Here is a 14,739-nt window from a genome sequence, read left to right on the forward strand (position 1 = left end):
CGTCGCACTTGACCTTGCCCTTGGGGCAAGGTTGCAGGATGGCGGGCATGGCGGACTACGAGACCCTGCGCGCGCTGGCCGACGAGGGCAACGAAACGGCGCTCGACCGGCTCGCCGACCTCGCCGACGCCCGCGGGGACGTCGAAGAGCTGAGCGAGCTGCTGGACGAGGGCTGCGAACACGCCGGCGTCCTGCTCACCCGGCGCGCGGTCGCGGCGGGTGACCTTCTGGAGCTGCAGCGGATCTCCGACGCCGGCTACGACGGTGCCGGCGACGAACTCGAACGGCTGCTGACCCGCGCCAAGGTCAGGTAAGCCAGCAGGGCGAGCAGTGCGAACCCGGCCATGGTGACGGCCATCGGCACCGCGGTCCCCGGTCCGCCCAGCCCCACCAGCGGCGTCGCCGCCGCGCCCACCGCGAACTGCAGCACCCCCAGCAACGCCGACGCCGCGCCCGCCGAGCGCGCGTGGGAAGCCAGCGCCAGCGAACTCGCGTTCGGCATCACCAGGCCGATGCTCGACACCAGCAGGAACAACGACACCAAGAGGAAAGCCAGGGGTGCCCGCGTCAGCGCGGTCACCAGGACGAGAGCCCCTCCGAGAGTCCCCAGCAGCAAGCCCGAAAGCAGCAGGGCCCGCTCGCGGATCCGTCCCACGAGCCGTCCGTTGAGCTGGCCCGCCAGCACGATGCCGACGCCGTTCACGCCGAACACGACGCTGTACGCCTGTGGGCTCAACCCGTACACCCCCTGCAGCGCGAACGACGAGCCCGAGATGTAGGCGAACATCGACGCGAACAGCAGGCCGGACGCCAGCGCGTACCCCGCGAACGACCGGTCCAGCACCAGCCGCCCGTACGTCCGCATCACCTGGCCGAGCCGGGCGGGGGAGCGGCTCGAAGACGGCTCCGGGAAGGAGAACACCACCACGGCCAGCAGCAGCGCGCCGAACGCCGTCAGCACGACGAACACCCCGCGCCACGACGTCCAGTTCAGCAGCTGCCCGCCGATCAGCGGCGCCAGGATCGGGGCCAGCCCGGTCACCAGCATCAGCGTCGAGAAGAACTTCGTCATCGCGGTGCCGGAGAAGAGGTCCCGCACCGTGGCCCGCGCGATCACGACGCCGGCCGCCGCGCCGAGGGACTGCACGCCGCGCGCCGCGACCAGCAGCCACGCGTCCGGGCTCACCGCGCACAACACCGAGCCCACGACGTAGAGCGCCAGGCCCGCCAGCAGCGGGCGACGGCGTCCCAGCGCGTCGGACAGCGGCCCGAGCACCAGCTGGCCGAGCGCCAGGCCGGCGATGAACGCGCTGAGCGTCAGCTGGACCGTCGTGTCCGCCGCGTGGAGGTCGCCCGCCATCCGCGGCAGCGCGGGCAGGTACATGTCGATCGACAGCGGCCCGAACGCCGAGAGACCACCCAGGACGAGGATGAACTTCAGGTGCGCCCGCCTGCTCGTCGCGGTACCTTCCGCCGTGATGGTCATGCGCCTCCTCGGGTCCCTGACTCCGACCAGCGACGCGGTGACCTGCGCTATTCCGGCTGTGCGCGGTGACACCCCGTGTTCGAATGCGCACTGAACCGGTACTGATCCGACCAATTTCCGGTCGATTGGGCGACGGCTCTGGATTGGCGACCATGACTGCGATATACATCGGATGTCTGGTCGAGCGGTGAAGGGAAAATCCGTGCAGCTTGTGCGCCTCGGGGAGCCGGGAAGTGAGCGTCCGTTCGTGCGTGCCGACGACGGCACGACCTACGAGCTGGGCGGGCTGACCGCCGACATCGACGGAGGGTTCCTCGCCGCGGACGGCGTCGCCCGGGTGGCCGCCGCGCTCGCCGCCGGGGAGCTGCCGAAGGCCGACGTCGAGAAGCTGCGCGTCGGTTCGCCCATCGCCCAGCCCGGCAAGGTCGTCTGCATCGGCATGAACTACCGCCGCCACGCCGAGGAGACCGGCGCGACGCCGCCGACCGAGCCCGTCGTCTTCATGAAGGCGCCGGACGTCGTGGTCGGCCCGGGCGACGACGTCCTCATCCCGCGCGGGTCGGTCAGCACCGACTGGGAGGTCGAGCTCGGCGTCGTCATCGGCAAGACCGCCCGCTACCTCGGCAGCGTCGACGAAGCATTGGAGTACGTCGCCGGCTACGTCGTCTCGAACGACGTTTCCGAGCGCGTGCTGCAGTTCCGCACCGCCCAGTGGGACAAGGGCAAGTCGTGCGAGAACTTCAACCCGCTCGGCCCGGCGCTGGTCCCCGCGGCCGAGGTGCCCGACCCGCAGGAACTGGGCCTGCGCCTGTGGATCAACGGCGAGAAGAAGCAGGACTCGTCGACCAAGGACATGATCTTCTCCGTGGCCGAGATCATCCACCACCTCAGCCAGGTGATGGTGCTGCGGCCGGGCGACCTCATCAACACCGGTACGCCGGAAGGCGTCGCGCTCGGGCAGCCCGACCCCAAGCCCTACCTCCGCGACGGCGACGTCATCGAGCTGGAGATCGACGGGCTCGGCCGGCAGCGCCAGACCGCGAGGCAGGCCTGACCATGGCGAAGATCATCGGCATGGAGGTCCTCGACGTCCGGTTCCCGACCTCCCGGGAGCTCGACGGCTCGGACGCCATGAACCCCGACCCGGACTACTCCGCCGCCTACGTCGTGCTCCACACCGACGGCGGCCCGGACGGCTACGGGCTCGCGTTCACCATCGGCCGCGGCAACGACGTCCAGGCCGCCGCGATCCGCGCGCTCGCCCCGCACGTCGTCGGCCGCGAGGTGCCCGAGGACGCGGCCGCTCTCGGCGACCTGTCGCGCACCCTCGTCGGCGACTCGCAGTTCCGCTGGCTGGGCCCGGAAAAGGGTGTCGCGCACATGGCGGTCGGCGCGATCGTCAACGCAGCGTGGGACCTCGCCGCACGCCGCGCCGCGCTGCCCGTCTGGAAGTTCGCGGCCCGCATGACGCCCGAGGAGCTCGTCAGCCTCGTCGACTTCCGGTACCTCTCCGACGCACTCACCGAAGCCGAAGCCCTCGACATCCTGCGGCGCGCGGAACCCGGGCGGGCCGAGCGCACGAAGCAGCTGGAGAACGACGGCTACCGCGCGTACAGCACGTCACCCGGCTGGCTCGGGTACGCCGACGCGAAACTGGTGCGGCTGGCCGAACAGGCCGTCGCCGACGGCTTCGGGATGATCAAGCTCAAGGTCGGCGGCAACCTCGAGGACGACGTCCGGCGCATGAAGCTGGCCCGCGAAACCGTCGGGGACGGCATCCGGATCGCCGTCGACGCCAACCAGCGCTGGGACGTCCGGGCGGCGGTCGACTGGATGACCGAGCTCGCGCCGTACGACCCGTACTGGATCGAAGAACCGACCTCGCCGGACGACGTTCTCGGGCACGCCGCCATCGCGAAAGCGCTTGCCCCGATCCGCGTCGCCACCGGCGAGCACGTCCAGAACCGCGTCGTCTTCAAGCAGCTCCTGCAGGCGAACGCGATCTCGGTGCTGCAGCTGGACGCCGCCCGCGTCGGCGGGTTCAACGAGAACCTCGCCATCCTGCTGCTGGCCGCCAAGTTCGGCGTGCCGGTCTGCCCGCACGCCGGTGGCGTCGGGCTCTGCGAACTGGTCCGGCACCTCTCGATGTTCGACTTCGTGGCCGTGTCCGGCACCGACGCGGACCGCTCGATCGAGTGGGTCGACCACCTGCACGAGCACTTCACCGACCCGGCCGTCGTCGAGCGCGGCCGGTACCTCGCCCCGACCGCCCCCGGGTTCTCCGCGCGCATGCACGACGCCACGCTGCGCCGCTTCCGGTTCCCGGACGGTCCCGAGTGGAGGGAGACGGCAAGTGAGTGAATTCGAGGGCCTGGTGGCCGCCGTCACCGGAGGCGCCTCGGGCATCGGCAAGGCCGTCGCGACCTTGCTGGCCGAACGCGGCGCGCAGGTGGCGGTCCTCGACCTGAAGCCGGACGACGAGGGCATCCGTTGCGACGTCGGTTCGGACGACGAAGTGCGTTCCGCGATCGACGCCGTCGTCGAACGCTTCGGACGCCTCGACATCCTCGTCAACAACGCCGGCATCGGCGCGCAGGGCGACGTCACGGCCAACGACGGCGACGAGTGGCACCGCGTGTTCGACGTCAACGTCGTCGGGATGGTCCGGCTCGCCCGGGCCGCGCTGCCGCACCTGAAGAACTCGCCGTCCGCGGCGATCGTCAACACCAGCTCCATCGCGGCCTGGGCCGGCCTGCCCAACCGCGCGCTCTACTCGGCCACCAAGGGCGCGGTGCTCTCGCTGACCCTGGCCATGGCGACCGACCACCTGCCCGACCGGATCCGCGTCAACTGCGTGTGCCCGGGCACGGCGGACACCCCCTGGGTGGGCCGGCTGCTCGACGCCGCCGACGACCCGGCGGCCGAACGCGCGGCCCTCGCGGCGCGCCAGCCGATGGGCCGGCTCGTGACCGCGGAAGAGGTCGCGAACGCCATCGCCTACCTGGCGAGTCCCCTTTCCGCTTCGACCACCGGCACCGCGCTCGCGGTCGACGGTGGCATGTACGGCCTGCGCCCGCGCGGCCCCGTGCAACCCCGATAAGACTTTTCGCTGTCATCAAGGAGGATGCGGTGCGTAACAGGGTGATCCAGGTGGCCGCCACGGCCGCCGTCTGCGGCCTGGTGCTGGCCGCCTGCGGGTCCACCAAGGACAATGCCGCCACGCCCAGCGCGGGTGGCAGTCCCGGGGGCAAGGTCGGCGCGACCCTGCCGCTGCTGACCTCGCCGTTCTGGCAGGCCTACAACAACTACGTGCCGCAGATGGCGAAGTCCGAGGACGTCGACGTCCTCCCGACCGTCAACGCGGACAGCGACCCGGCGAAGCTGATCACCGACATCGGCACCTTCCTCAACCAGGGCGTCAAGGGCCTGGTCGTGACGCCGCTGGACTCCGCGGCCATCGTCGCGGGGCTCAAGCAGGCCGAGAACAAGGGCGTGCCGGTGGTCGCGGTCGACGTCGCCCCCGAGAGCGGCAAGGTCGCGATGGTCGTGCGGGCCGACAACAAGGCCTACGGCACCAAGGCCTGCGACGCGATCGGCGAGAAGGTCAAGTCCGGCAAGGTCGTGCAGATCCAGGGCGACCTCGCCTCGGTCAACGGCCGTGACCGCTCGGAGGCCTTCAAGGCCTGCATGGCGCAGAAGTACCCGGGCATCCAGGTGCTGGACATCCCGGCCGAGTGGAAGGCCGACAAGGCGTCCTCCGGCCTCGACAGCATGCTGACCGCGAACCCGGACATCAAGGGCGTCTACATGCAGGCCGGCGGCGTCTACCTCGCCCCGACCCAGCAGGCGCTCAAGCGCAAGAACCTGTCCTTCCCGGTCGGCGACCCGAAGCACATCGTGCTCGTGTCCAACGACGGCATCCCCCAGGAGCTGGCCGCGATCCGCGCCGGCGAGCTGGACGCGACCGTGTCCCAGCCGGCCGACGCGTACGCGAAGTACGGCCTGTACTGGCTGAAGAAGGCCATGGCGGGCGAGACGTTCAAGCCCGGCCCGACCGACCACGACAGCACCATCGTCGAGATCAGCCCCGGCATCCTCGAGGACCAGCTGCCCGCGCCCGTCATCACCAAGGAGAACGTGGACGACAAGGCCCTGTGGGGGAACAACCTGTGACCGCGCTGCCCGCCGGCGAACCCGCCGCCGGAGTGGTCAGCGCCGTAGGTGTCGGAAAGCGCTACGGCCCGACCGTGGCGCTGCACGACGTCAGCCTCACCGTGCACCCCGGCGAGTCGCACGCGCTCGTCGGGCGCAACGGGGCCGGCAAGTCGACGCTCGTCTCCATCCTCACCGGGCTGTCCGCCACGGACACCGGGCACGTCGAGTTCGGCGGCGAGCCGGCCCCGCCCCTGTCCAAACAGGACGAATGGAAGGCCCGCGTCGCCTGCGTGTACCAGCACGCGATGGTCGTCCCGCAGCTCACGGTCGCCGAGAACCTGTTCCTCAACCGGCAGGCCGGCGGCGGATTCTCGATCGGCTGGAAGTCGTTGCGGCGCAAGGCCCGCGAGCTGCTCGACTCGTGGGACGTCCACGTCGACGTCGACACGCCGGCGGGTGAGCTGTCGGTCGAGGACCGGCAGTTCGTCGAGATCGCCCGTGCGCTGTCCTACGGCGCCCGGTTCATCGTCCTCGACGAACCGACCGCGCAGCTGGACAGCCAGGCCATCGAGCGGCTCTTCGAGCGGATGCGCCAGATGCAGGCGGGCGGGGTGACGTTCCTGTTCATCTCGCACCACCTGCACGAGGTGTACGAGGTCTGCCAGGCCGTCACCGTGCTGCGCGACGCGAAGCACGTGCTCACCGCGCCTGTCTCCGAGGTCGGCCGGGCCGAGCTGGTCGACGCGATGACCGGGGAACCGGGCGGGCTGTCCGTCCGCGACGCCGCGTCGCGCGAGTCCCTCGAAGCGGACGCCGCGGAGATCCTTTCGGTCGACGGGCTGTCCGGCGACGGCTTCCGCGACGTCTCCTTCCGGTTGCGCCGCGGCGAGGTCGTCGGGCTCGCGGGCAGCAACGCCAGCGGGAAGCACCAGGTCGCCGAGACGGTCTACGGCCTGCGGACGCCGTCCGCCGGCACGGTCCGCGTCGACGGCTCGCCGCTGCGGCCGGGCGACATCCCGGCGGCGATCCGGGCGGGCGTCGGGTGCGTGCCGCGCGACCGGCACCACGAAGGCCTGGTCCTGGAGCACTCGATCGCCGACAACGCCACCCTGTCCATTTTGGACAAGCTGGGCCGCGGCGGGATCGCGTCACCGCGGACCCGGTTCGCGAGGGCGTCGCAGGCACTCGCCGACTACGACATCGTGGCCGCGAGCGCCGAGCAGCCCGTGTCCGACCTGTCCGGCGGCAACCAGCAGAAGGTCGTGCTGGCGCGGGCCCTGATCGGCGATCCCCGGGTGGTCGTGCTGATCAACCCGACGGCCGGGGTGGACGTGAAGTCGAAGGAGGCGCTGCTCGCGGTCGTCGACCGGGTGCGCGCCGAAGGCAAGGCGGTGCTGATCGTCAGCGACGAGCTCGACGACCTGCGCCTGAGCGACCGGGTCCTGGTGCTGCGCGCCGGGGCCGTCGTCGCCGAGCACCAGGCCGGGTGGTCCGACGGCGACCTCGTGGCCGACATCGAAGGAGTCGAGCTTTCGTGACCGACGTGATGACCTCTCCCCAGACGGAGCTGCCCGCGCCACCTCGCCGCCGGAAAGCCGTCTGGCTGCGCGAACTCGCGCTGCTGCCCGCCCTGATCGTGGTGTTCGTCATCGGCGGCCTGGTCGACGACACGTTCGTCGGCTGGAGCAACATCGTCAGCATCCTGACCGCGTCGGCCGCGCTGTCGCTGGTCGTGCTCGGCGAGTCGCTGGTGCTGATCACCGGGAAGTTCGACCTGTCTCTGGAATCCACCATGGGCCTGGCGCCCGCGCTCGGAGCGATGGTGGTCATCCCGGCGGCGTCGGCCGGCTTCGGCATGGAGCTGCCCGCCGCGGCCGGGCTCCTGGTGATCCCGCTCTGCGGCGCGCTCGTCGGGTTCGTCAACGGCTTCCTGATCGTGAAGCTGAAGCTGAACGCCTTCATCGTGACGCTGGCGATGCTCACCGTGCTGCGCGGGGTGCAGGTCGGGTCGACCAAGGGCAAGACGCTGTTCAACCTGCCCGACTCGTTCACGAACCTGGCGACCACGACGTTCCTCGGGCTGCCGATGTCGGTGTGGCTGGCGGCGCTGCTGTTCGCCGTCGCCGGCTGGGTGCTGCGCTACCACCGCGTCGGCCGCGCGCTGTACGCGATCGGCGGCAACCGCGAAGCCGCGCGGGCGGCCGGCGTCCGTGTCGACCGGATCGCGTGGGCGGTGTTCGTCGTCGCCGGGATCCTCGCCGCGATCGGCGGGCTCGCGTACACGGGTTACGTCGGCGCGCTGGGTGCGAACCAGGGGTCCGGGCTGATCCTGCAGGTTTTCGCGGCGGCGGTGATCGGCGGCGTCTCCCTCGACGGCGGCAAGGGCACGCTGGTCGGCGCGCTGACCGGCGTCCTGCTGCTGTCGTCGGTGTCGAGCCTCCTCAACTACGCGCACGTTTCAGCGGAGTGGCAGGGCGCGATCTACGGCGCCATCATCCTGGTCGCGCTGATCATCGCCCGGTACGCGGGCGGCAAACCCCAAACCTGACCCCAGCCCGGTGATCATCCGACGTTCAAAGCCGTGAAGGCCTCCTCACCGGCTCTCAAGGCCGGTAAGGAGGCCTTCACGGCTTTCAGGAGGTGCGTGTGGCGTTACGAGGCTTCCGCGGTGAGGTCGGTGTTCGTCGGGTCGTCCGCGGTGCCGAGAGCGTTGCGCAGCCACTGCTCCACCCCCGCGACGTGCACGGTCGCCCACGAGCGCGCCAGCTCCGGCTCGCGCGCCGCGATCGCGTCGTAGATCGCCGAGTGCTGCTCCCGGGTCTTCGCGACCGCGCCCTCTTGGGTGAGGCCGCGCCAGATGCGGGCGCGGGCCGTCGGCCCGGAGAGGCTGTCGAGCAGCGAGCACAGGACCGGGTTGCCGGAGCCGTCGGCGATCTTGCGGTGGAACTGCAGGTCGTTGGCGACCAGCGCCTCGACCGTCGGCGAGTCCTCCAGCTCACCGAGGAGCTGACCCAGCTCGGTGATGTCGTCGTCGCTCATGTGCAGCGCGGCCAGCGCGGTCGCGGCCGGCTCGAGGATCCGCCGCACGGCGAGGAAGTCGAGCACGGTGTCGTCGCGGTGGAAGTCGACGACGAACGTCATCGCGTCGAGCAGCAGGTTCGGCTCGAGGCTGGTGACGTACGTGCCGTCGCCCTGGCGGACGTCGAGCACCCGGATCAGGCACAACGCCTTCACGGCCTCCCGCAGGGAGCTGCGCGAGAGCCCGAGCCGCTGGGCCAGCTCGGCCTCCTTCGGCAGCCGGTCGCCCGGCGCCAGCTCGCCGGAGATGATCATGTCCTTGATCTTGTCGATCGCGACATCGGTGACGGGCATCGTGTCCGCCCTTCCCTGCAACAGACCTCGGATGTTTCGGTGTACTCCCCAGCGTGCCATGTCCCGACGAAGGAGTGGTGATGACCCACGGACCCGCACCGCAAAGAGTGGCTCTGCATACCCGGCTCAAGCCGGGCAAGGAGGCCGAGTACGAGTCCGTCCACGCGGTCATCCCACCCGAGCTGGACGTCGCCCTGCGCGAGGCCGGAGTCCGCACCTGGCGGATCTGGCGTAACGGTCTCGACCTCTTTCACGTCGTCGAAGTCGACGACTACGCGGCGATGCGCGCGGCGTTGCGGGAGCACCCCGCGAACGTCCCGTGGCAGGCCCGGATGGCCGAGCTGCTGGCCGTCGAAGACGACTACTCCGGCGGCGACACCGGCATCGGGCTGGTCTGGGAACTGCCGGTGAAGGAGTGACGGCGTTGGAACTCTCCCTGTCCCCGCTCGGGCTCGGCTGCGCGCAGCTGGGCAACCTCTACCACGCGATCAGCGACGAGACCGCGGCCGCGACCGTGCGCCGCGCGTGGGAGGAAGGCGTCCGGTACTTCGACACCGCACCGCACTACGGCCTCGGCCTCTCCGAGACCCGCCTCGGCGCGGCACTGCGCTCGTACCCCCGCGACGAGTACGTGCTTTCGACGAAGGTCGGCCGCGTGCTGGAGCCGAATCCGGACGGCGCCGGCGCGCGCGACGACCAGGGCTTCGCCGTCCCGGCCGCGTACAAGCGCCGGTGGGACTTCAGCCGCGACGGCGTCCTGCGGTCCTTGGAGGACAGCCTGACGCGGCTGGGGCTCGACCGCGTCGACATCGTCTACGTGCACGACCCCGACGACCACTTCGAGGAAGCCCTGCGCGGCGCCTTCCCGGCGTTGCGCGAGCTGCGGGACCAGGGCGTGATCGGCGCGTTCGGCGCCGGGATGAACCAGGCGCCCATGCTGGCGGAGTTCGTCCGCCGGACCGGCCTCGACGTGGTGCTGGTGGCCGGGCGCTACACGCTGCTCGACCAGCCGGCGCTCGACGAGCTGCTGCCGCTCTGCCTCGACCGCGGTGTCTCCGTCGTCGCCGGCGGCGTGTTCAACGCCGGCATCCTGGCGACCGCCGAGCCGGGCGGCGTCTACGACTACGCGGAGGCCCCGCCGGAGCTGGTCGAGCGGGCCCGGCGGATCGCCGGGGTGTGCGCGCGGCACGGCGTCGAGCTGCCGGAAGCCGCGCTGGCGCTGCCGATGGCGCATCCCGCGGTGGCGTCGGTCGTCGTCGGCGCGCATGATCCGGACCAGGTCGCCGTGAACGCGCGCCGCGCACGGGCCGCGGTGCCGCTGCGGCTGTGGAAGGAACTGGTCGACGCGGGCTTGCTGCGCGCCGACGTCGTGATCGCCGGAGGAGCCCCATGATCGACGCCCACCACCACCTGTGGGACCCGTCGCGGCGCGAGTACCCGTGGATGGCGGGGACGGCCCTCGACCCGATCCGCCGGCCGTACACGGCAGACGACCTGCGCGCGGTCACCAAGGCGGCCGGTGTGCACGCGACGGTGCTGGTCCAGACGGTTTCGTCGGCCGAAGAGACGGCGGAGTTCCTGGCGACGGCTTCGGCGGAGCCGGTGATCGCGGGCGTCGTCGGCTGGGTGGACCTGGCGGCCCCGGACGTCGTGGACCGCTTGGCCGCACTGCGTGCGCAAGGTCCGCTGGTGGGGATCCGCCACCAGGTGGAGACGGAGCCGGACGACGACTGGCTGCTGCGGCCCGGGATCGTCGCCGGGCTGAGCGCGGTGGCGTCGGCCGGGCTCGCGTACGACCTGCTGGTGCGCCCGGCGCAGCTGCCCGCGGCCACCGAGCTGGCGTTGCGGCTGCCGGAGCTGCGGCTGGTGCTGGACCACGCGGCGAAGCCCCCGATCGCGGCGGGGGAGTGGGAGCCCTGGGCGTCCGGGGTGGCGGCGCTGGCCGCGCGGGAGAACGTCGTGTGCAAGCTCTCCGGGCTGGTCACGGAGGCGGACTGGACGGGCTGGGAGGTCGGGCACCTGCGCCGGTACGTCGACCACGTGCTGGACGTCTTCGGCCCGTCGCGGCTGGTGTTCGGTTCGGACTGGCCGGTCTGCGAGCTGGCCGCGTCCTACGAGCTGGTCCTGGACGCGGCGATCGCGCTGACCGGCGGGCTTTCGGACGCCGAGCGGCTGGGCGTCTTCGAGCACAACGCCCGCGGCTGCTACGGCCTGGATGCGAGCGGGGAGACCTCTTCCAGGGGGTAAAAGAGGTGTCCCCGCCCGCCGCTGGGGTGGTCTGTCAGAACTCGTCGTCGTGGATCATGCCGCGCAGCCGGGTCAGTGCCCGGTGCTGCGTGACGCGGACGTTGCCCGCGGAGATCCCGAGCGCTTCGGCGGTTTCCTGCGCCGAGAAGCCGACGGCGATGCGCAGGGTCAGGATTTCCTGCTGCACGCGCGGCAGTGAGGCGAGCAGCCGGCCGAGGCGGGCCCCGAGGTCGAGGTGCAGCGCGTGGGTCTCGGGCTCGTTGCCGCCGGCGAGCGGGCGTTCCGGGAGCTCGGGGACGGGCTCGGAGCGGTCGCGGGCGACGGCGCGGTAGGCGTCGGCGACCTTGTTGGCCGCGATCGCGTGGACGAGGTAGAGGAAGGAGCCGCCGCGGTCCTGATAATCCGGAAGGGCCTTCAACACCGCGAGGCAGACCTCCTGGGCGACGTCGTCGGCCGACAGGTAGGAGAGGTCGCGGCCCCCCATCCGGGCCCGGCAGTACCGCACCACGACCGGCTCGATCATCTGGAGCAGGTTGTGGATGGCGGCGGGGTTGCCCTCTCCCGCGTCCTTGACGAGCGGGTCGAGGTCCTCCTTGGTGAGGCGTCCACCGGGCCGCGGCAATGACTCCGGGGTCCGATAATCGCGGACGTCGCTGGCGGATTGCTCGGTGGTCCTCGGCGGTGCAGTCATGAGTCGTCTCCCCGGCCGACCCTCGACCGTCGCTGCCGGGGGGCCAACTCTCTGTGACGTTCTGATCGCAAGATACTCCGGGAGACCCGGTCTTATCTGCGTTCCGTGCGACGCTGGGTAATCGTAAGCACGTGGTGGCACATCAGTCCAGATTTCAAGTACCAATACCCCGTTAGCAGCAGTGGTCGTGATGTTACCGCGACCAGGCCCCGCACATTGCGATTAATCGGTTTCAGGATGTGCCGACTTCACTCGTCAGTGGAGGATCGCCACGGAAGTGGCAGTCACGGTCACGGCGAGCGACGCGATGGCGGGCAGGACGGGGCTCATCACAACCGGCCGGGCGGTCCGCAGCACCCGTTCGCGGCGCACGGCCACGGCTGCCAGCAGGGCGGATGTCATCGCGGCGAGCAGTGCGGGGACGAGAGAGACACCCCAATGGCGCTGGGCGGCCGAGTGCAGGAGAAGTACGGTGCAGGCGGCGGAGGCGAGGGCGGTCCGCCGCCAGGCGAGCCCGGTGCGCTCCGCCTGAGCGCCATCGGGGGCGGTCACGGGATTACCCACAGACGGATGACGGTACTTCTGACGTCGCGATAATCGCGAAGTGTCGGTATTCGGGGGGCAAGCCGAGGTTGGGGGGCGCTGGGCCGAATGGCGCGGACGGCGGCCGGCGAGGCTCGGCGGGGGTGTTCGGACGGCCGGACGGTGTGTGCGCTGCGTGGCAGAGCGTGCGGATCCGGTTCGGCTCGGGTGGTGCCGAGGCAGTGCTGAAGGTTCACGCTCGGCTGCGCCCGGATGGCCCGGCGCGGCTGGTGCGGGTGCTGGATCGGTGTGGTCCGAGCGGCACGTGGCCGGGGGACTTCGGTCCGCTGTCGGTGGGGCGCGATCTCCGTGAGTCGTGGCGTCCGCTCGAGGCCGGCGGCGCCAGGCTTGCCCGCCGCCCGCGAGCAGTGCGGCGGTGCGATGGTCGCGCCCGGCTCGCTCACGACAGCACCAGCAACACCGCCGCCGCCACGGTCAGCGCCAGCAGGCCGCCCGTCAGGGCCACGATCGTCCAGCTTCGCGGCAACGGCTGCCCGGCCCGCATCGCGATCTGCACCCGGCGCCACCGCGGATAGGCCGTCGCGGCCAACGCTGCCGCCAGTACCACGCACAGCCCGGCGAGCACCGCGCTCGCCGCCGCCGGGGCGGGGACCAGCTGGTGGACCGCGACCCCGCCCGCCAGCAATCCCAGCGCCGTCCGGATCCACGCGAGGAACGTCCGCTCGTTGGCCAGCGTGAAGCGATAGTCCGGTTCGCTGCCGCCCTCGTGGGGCGTGATGTCTTCCGAGGCCACGCCTCCAGACGCTAGCCGCTGTGTGCTGCCGCGGCCCTTTCGGCGCGGTGCGCGAACACCCACCAGCGCAGCACCGCGAACCGGACGAACCCGCCGACCAGGCTGGCCAGCAGCAGCGTGCCGGTCTCCTCCCACGACGTCGGCCGGTCGACGACCGCGTCGAGGATCGCCAGCACGGCCGAGCCGTACCCGGCGTAGAAGGCGAACGTCAGGAGGTCCTGCAGGTGCCGCTTCCCGGCGTTGCTGGGCCGCCCGGCGAAGGTGACGCGGCGGTGGAACTCGGTGTTCCCGACCGTGGTCAGCGCGATCGCGACCAGGTTCGCCACCTGGGAGCCGAGCTCGTCGCGCAGCAGGAGGAACAGAACGGCCTGCACGCCGGTCGTCACCACGCCGGCCACGACGTACCACGCGGCGTGCGTGCCGAGCTCGTGGTGCCGTTCGGGGTCGGTGGCGAGCAGCCGGTGTCCCGGTGCGCACCTGGTGGTGGCCATGATCCGAACCTACCCCGCGTTCACAAAATTGTGAATATGTTAAACCAGTTGAAGAATTGTGATCCCGGCGACACCGCCGCGGTTTCGGCGCCCGCCGCCTCGGGTAGGTCACCGGCGATGACTACTGCCTACGCGCCTGGAGAAACCCGTGAGTGACCGTGACGCGGCCGAACCGGAAAGCCTCGACCCCAGCGAGGCGCTGGACGAGGACGAGCTGCGCGTCGACCCCCTCGAAGAGGGCATCGAGCCGCCCGAGCGCTGGAGCGCCGCCGACCGCTTCGGCACCACGCCCAGAGAGGTCCGCGAAGGCGAGCCGATGGACCAGCGCCTCGCCGAAGAAGTGCCGGACACCGAGCCGGAGCCGGTCCCGGAGCGCCCGCTCGCGGTGACCCCGGCCGACCAGCTCGACGAAACCGTCGAGGACGCGCCGGCCGACTTCGAACAGGTGGCCCCGGCCGACGAGGTGCCGCACCGCCACTCCGACTCCGATCCGCGCGAAGAGGCGGACTACGCGGGCGGGTCCGTGGCGGACGCCATCCGTGAGGCGCGGCAGGGCTGATCCGCTCAGACTGCACGGCCGAACGGACGCCCCTAGCGTGGGGCCCCAGTGCACCGGACCGCGACGAAGGAAGGCCGAAGATGCTGACCGTGACCGAAGCCGCCGCCGAGGCGATCACCGCACTGACCAGCCAGGGGGAGGGTGACGCCGGGCTCCGCCTGGCGGTTCAGAACGCCGACGGCGAAAGCGCCCAGCTGGCGCTGTCCGTCGCCCCCGAGCCCGCGGCGGGCGACAGCGTGCTGGGTGCCGAGGAAGGCCCGAAGGTCTTCCTGGAACCGCAGGCCGCGGCGTTGCTCGACGACAAGGTGCTCGACGTCCAAGAGGACGAAGCCGGCGGAGTCGCCTTCGCCGTGCTGCCGCAGCACACGAGCTGACCACGGCGGACGGGCCTTTCGCAGCGAC

At 71.3% G+C, this 14,739-nt stretch carries 18 protein-coding genes; 12 read left to right on the forward strand and 6 right to left on the reverse strand.

The window, feature by feature from the left end; translation table 11 throughout:
- Window positions 1-38: 38 nt before the first annotated feature.
- Window positions 39-314: a hypothetical protein gene (locus tag ACZ4TR_RS38545; RefSeq protein WP_465293129.1), complete on the forward strand. Its 276-nt coding sequence runs from the start codon at window positions 39-41 to the stop codon at window positions 312-314.
- On the opposite strand, the gene ACZ4TR_RS38550 is transcribed toward ACZ4TR_RS38545, so the two are convergent.
- A complete protein-coding gene (locus tag ACZ4TR_RS38550; protein WP_465293130.1) occupies window positions 257-1,486 on the reverse strand; it encodes a multidrug effflux MFS transporter in 1,230 nt (409 codons plus the stop codon). The two genes, ACZ4TR_RS38545 and ACZ4TR_RS38550, sit on opposite strands and share 58 nt — an antisense overlap.
- A 202-nt stretch (window positions 1,487-1,688) precedes the next feature.
- Between ACZ4TR_RS38550 and ACZ4TR_RS38555 the strand changes: the two genes are divergently transcribed.
- The 6 genes from ACZ4TR_RS38555 to ACZ4TR_RS38580 are packed head-to-tail and all read left to right on the forward strand — an operon-like array spanning window position 1,689 to window position 8,189.
- A complete protein-coding gene (locus ACZ4TR_RS38555) occupies window positions 1,689-2,540 on the forward strand; it encodes a fumarylacetoacetate hydrolase family protein (protein WP_465293131.1) in 852 nt (283 codons plus the stop codon).
- Between the two features lie 2 nt (window positions 2,541-2,542).
- Window positions 2,543-3,847 carry an enolase C-terminal domain-like protein gene (locus tag ACZ4TR_RS38560; RefSeq protein WP_465293132.1) on the forward strand — a complete coding sequence of 435 codons (1,305 nt, stop codon included), beginning with the start codon at window positions 2,543-2,545 and terminating at the stop codon, window positions 3,845-3,847.
- Window positions 3,840-4,586 carry an SDR family NAD(P)-dependent oxidoreductase gene (locus ACZ4TR_RS38565; RefSeq protein ID WP_465293133.1) on the forward strand — a complete coding sequence of 249 codons (747 nt, stop codon included), beginning with the start codon at window positions 3,840-3,842 and terminating at the stop codon, window positions 4,584-4,586. The genes ACZ4TR_RS38560 and ACZ4TR_RS38565 overlap by 8 nt, the downstream gene beginning before the upstream one ends.
- 41 nt (window positions 4,587-4,627) lie before the next feature.
- Window positions 4,628-5,659 carry a sugar ABC transporter substrate-binding protein gene (locus ACZ4TR_RS38570; RefSeq protein ID WP_465293395.1) on the forward strand — a complete coding sequence of 344 codons (1,032 nt, stop codon included), beginning with the start codon at window positions 4,628-4,630 and terminating at the stop codon, window positions 5,657-5,659.
- Window positions 5,656-7,179, forward strand: coding sequence for a sugar ABC transporter ATP-binding protein (locus ACZ4TR_RS38575; RefSeq protein ID WP_465293134.1), 1,524 nt, complete (start codon window positions 5,656-5,658; stop codon window positions 7,177-7,179). The genes ACZ4TR_RS38570 and ACZ4TR_RS38575 overlap by 4 nt, the downstream gene beginning before the upstream one ends.
- Window positions 7,176-8,189 carry an ABC transporter permease gene (locus ACZ4TR_RS38580; RefSeq protein WP_465293135.1) on the forward strand — a complete coding sequence of 338 codons (1,014 nt, stop codon included), beginning with the start codon at window positions 7,176-7,178 and terminating at the stop codon, window positions 8,187-8,189. Before ACZ4TR_RS38575 ends, ACZ4TR_RS38580 begins: the two co-directional genes overlap by 4 nt.
- 104 nt (window positions 8,190-8,293) lie before the next feature.
- Here the strand turns inward: ACZ4TR_RS38580 and ACZ4TR_RS38585 are convergent, their stop codons facing one another.
- The gene (locus ACZ4TR_RS38585; protein WP_465293136.1) at window positions 8,294-9,013 is read right to left on the reverse strand and encodes a FadR/GntR family transcriptional regulator; all 720 of its coding nucleotides are present in this window, start codon (window positions 9,011-9,013) and stop codon (window positions 8,294-8,296) included.
- Between the two features lie 80 nt (window positions 9,014-9,093).
- Between ACZ4TR_RS38585 and ACZ4TR_RS38590 the strand changes: the two genes are divergently transcribed.
- The 3 genes from ACZ4TR_RS38590 to ACZ4TR_RS38600 are packed head-to-tail and all read left to right on the forward strand — an operon-like array spanning window position 9,094 to window position 11,260.
- Entirely contained in the window at window positions 9,094-9,432 is a 339-nt protein-coding gene (locus ACZ4TR_RS38590; protein ID WP_465293137.1) for an L-rhamnose mutarotase, read from the forward strand.
- A gap of 5 nt (window positions 9,433-9,437) precedes the next feature.
- Window positions 9,438-10,406: an aldo/keto reductase gene (locus ACZ4TR_RS38595; RefSeq protein WP_465293138.1), complete on the forward strand. Its 969-nt coding sequence runs from the start codon at window positions 9,438-9,440 to the stop codon at window positions 10,404-10,406.
- On the forward strand, window positions 10,403-11,260 hold the full coding sequence (locus tag ACZ4TR_RS38600) for an amidohydrolase family protein (protein WP_465293139.1): 858 nt from the start codon (window positions 10,403-10,405) through the stop codon (window positions 11,258-11,260). Before ACZ4TR_RS38595 ends, ACZ4TR_RS38600 begins: the two co-directional genes overlap by 4 nt.
- A 34-nt stretch (window positions 11,261-11,294) precedes the next feature.
- Here ACZ4TR_RS38600 and shbA read toward each other — a convergent pair whose 3' ends face one another.
- The 4 genes from shbA to ACZ4TR_RS38620 all read right to left on the reverse strand — a co-directional run bounded on the left by shbA (window position 11,295) and on the right by ACZ4TR_RS38620 (window position 13,778).
- Window positions 11,295-11,951, reverse strand: a complete 657-nt coding sequence (shbA, locus tag ACZ4TR_RS38605) for an RNA polymerase sigma factor ShbA (protein WP_364515791.1) — start codon at window positions 11,949-11,951, stop codon at window positions 11,295-11,297.
- A gap of 255 nt (window positions 11,952-12,206) precedes the next feature.
- Window positions 12,207-12,503 carry a DUF202 domain-containing protein gene (locus ACZ4TR_RS38610; RefSeq protein ID WP_465293140.1) on the reverse strand — a complete coding sequence of 99 codons (297 nt, stop codon included), beginning with the start codon at window positions 12,501-12,503 and terminating at the stop codon, window positions 12,207-12,209.
- Between the two features lie 430 nt (window positions 12,504-12,933).
- Window positions 12,934-13,287 carry a YidH family protein gene (locus ACZ4TR_RS38615; protein WP_364515787.1) on the reverse strand — a complete coding sequence of 118 codons (354 nt, stop codon included), beginning with the start codon at window positions 13,285-13,287 and terminating at the stop codon, window positions 12,934-12,936.
- A gap of 11 nt (window positions 13,288-13,298) precedes the next feature.
- Window positions 13,299-13,778, reverse strand: coding sequence for a GtrA family protein (locus tag ACZ4TR_RS38620; RefSeq protein ID WP_465293141.1), 480 nt, complete (start codon window positions 13,776-13,778; stop codon window positions 13,299-13,301).
- A 148-nt stretch (window positions 13,779-13,926) separates the two neighbouring features.
- Between ACZ4TR_RS38620 and ACZ4TR_RS38625 the strand changes: the two genes are divergently transcribed.
- Together ACZ4TR_RS38625 and ACZ4TR_RS38630 are read left to right on the forward strand one after the other, a co-directional pair.
- Entirely contained in the window at window positions 13,927-14,337 is a 411-nt protein-coding gene (locus ACZ4TR_RS38625) for a hypothetical protein (protein ID WP_465293142.1), read from the forward strand.
- Window positions 14,338-14,417: 80 nt separating this feature from the next.
- Window positions 14,418-14,711, forward strand: a complete 294-nt coding sequence (locus tag ACZ4TR_RS38630) for an iron-sulfur cluster biosynthesis family protein (protein WP_284743642.1) — start codon at window positions 14,418-14,420, stop codon at window positions 14,709-14,711.
- Window positions 14,712-14,739 lie beyond the last annotated feature (28 nt).

Source organism: Amycolatopsis sp. NPDC028719 (genome assembly GCF_055565395.1).

Excerpts from the sequence above, each read along its gene's own strand:
- ACZ4TR_RS38620 (WP_465293141.1), bottom strand. The coding sequence starts at position 13,778 with ATGGCCACCACCAGGTGCGCACCGGGACACCGGCTGCTCGCCACCGAC.
- shbA (WP_364515791.1), bottom strand. The coding sequence starts at position 11,951 with ATGACTGCACCGCCGAGGACCACCGAGCAATCCGCCAGCGACGTCCGC.
- ACZ4TR_RS38600 (WP_465293139.1), top strand. The coding sequence starts at position 10,403 with ATGATCGACGCCCACCACCACCTGTGGGACCCGTCGCGGCGCGAGTAC.
- ACZ4TR_RS38630 (WP_284743642.1), top strand. The coding sequence starts at position 14,418 with ATGCTGACCGTGACCGAAGCCGCCGCCGAGGCGATCACCGCACTGACC.
- ACZ4TR_RS38590 (WP_465293137.1), top strand. The coding sequence starts at position 9,094 with ATGACCCACGGACCCGCACCGCAAAGAGTGGCTCTGCATACCCGGCTC.
- ACZ4TR_RS38560 (WP_465293132.1), top strand. The coding sequence starts at position 2,543 with ATGGCGAAGATCATCGGCATGGAGGTCCTCGACGTCCGGTTCCCGACC.
- ACZ4TR_RS38550 (WP_465293130.1), bottom strand. The coding sequence starts at position 1,486 with ATGACCATCACGGCGGAAGGTACCGCGACGAGCAGGCGGGCGCACCTG.
- ACZ4TR_RS38585 (WP_465293136.1), bottom strand. The coding sequence starts at position 9,013 with ATGCCCGTCACCGATGTCGCGATCGACAAGATCAAGGACATGATCATC.
- ACZ4TR_RS38545 (WP_465293129.1), top strand. The coding sequence starts at position 39 with ATGGCGGGCATGGCGGACTACGAGACCCTGCGCGCGCTGGCCGACGAG.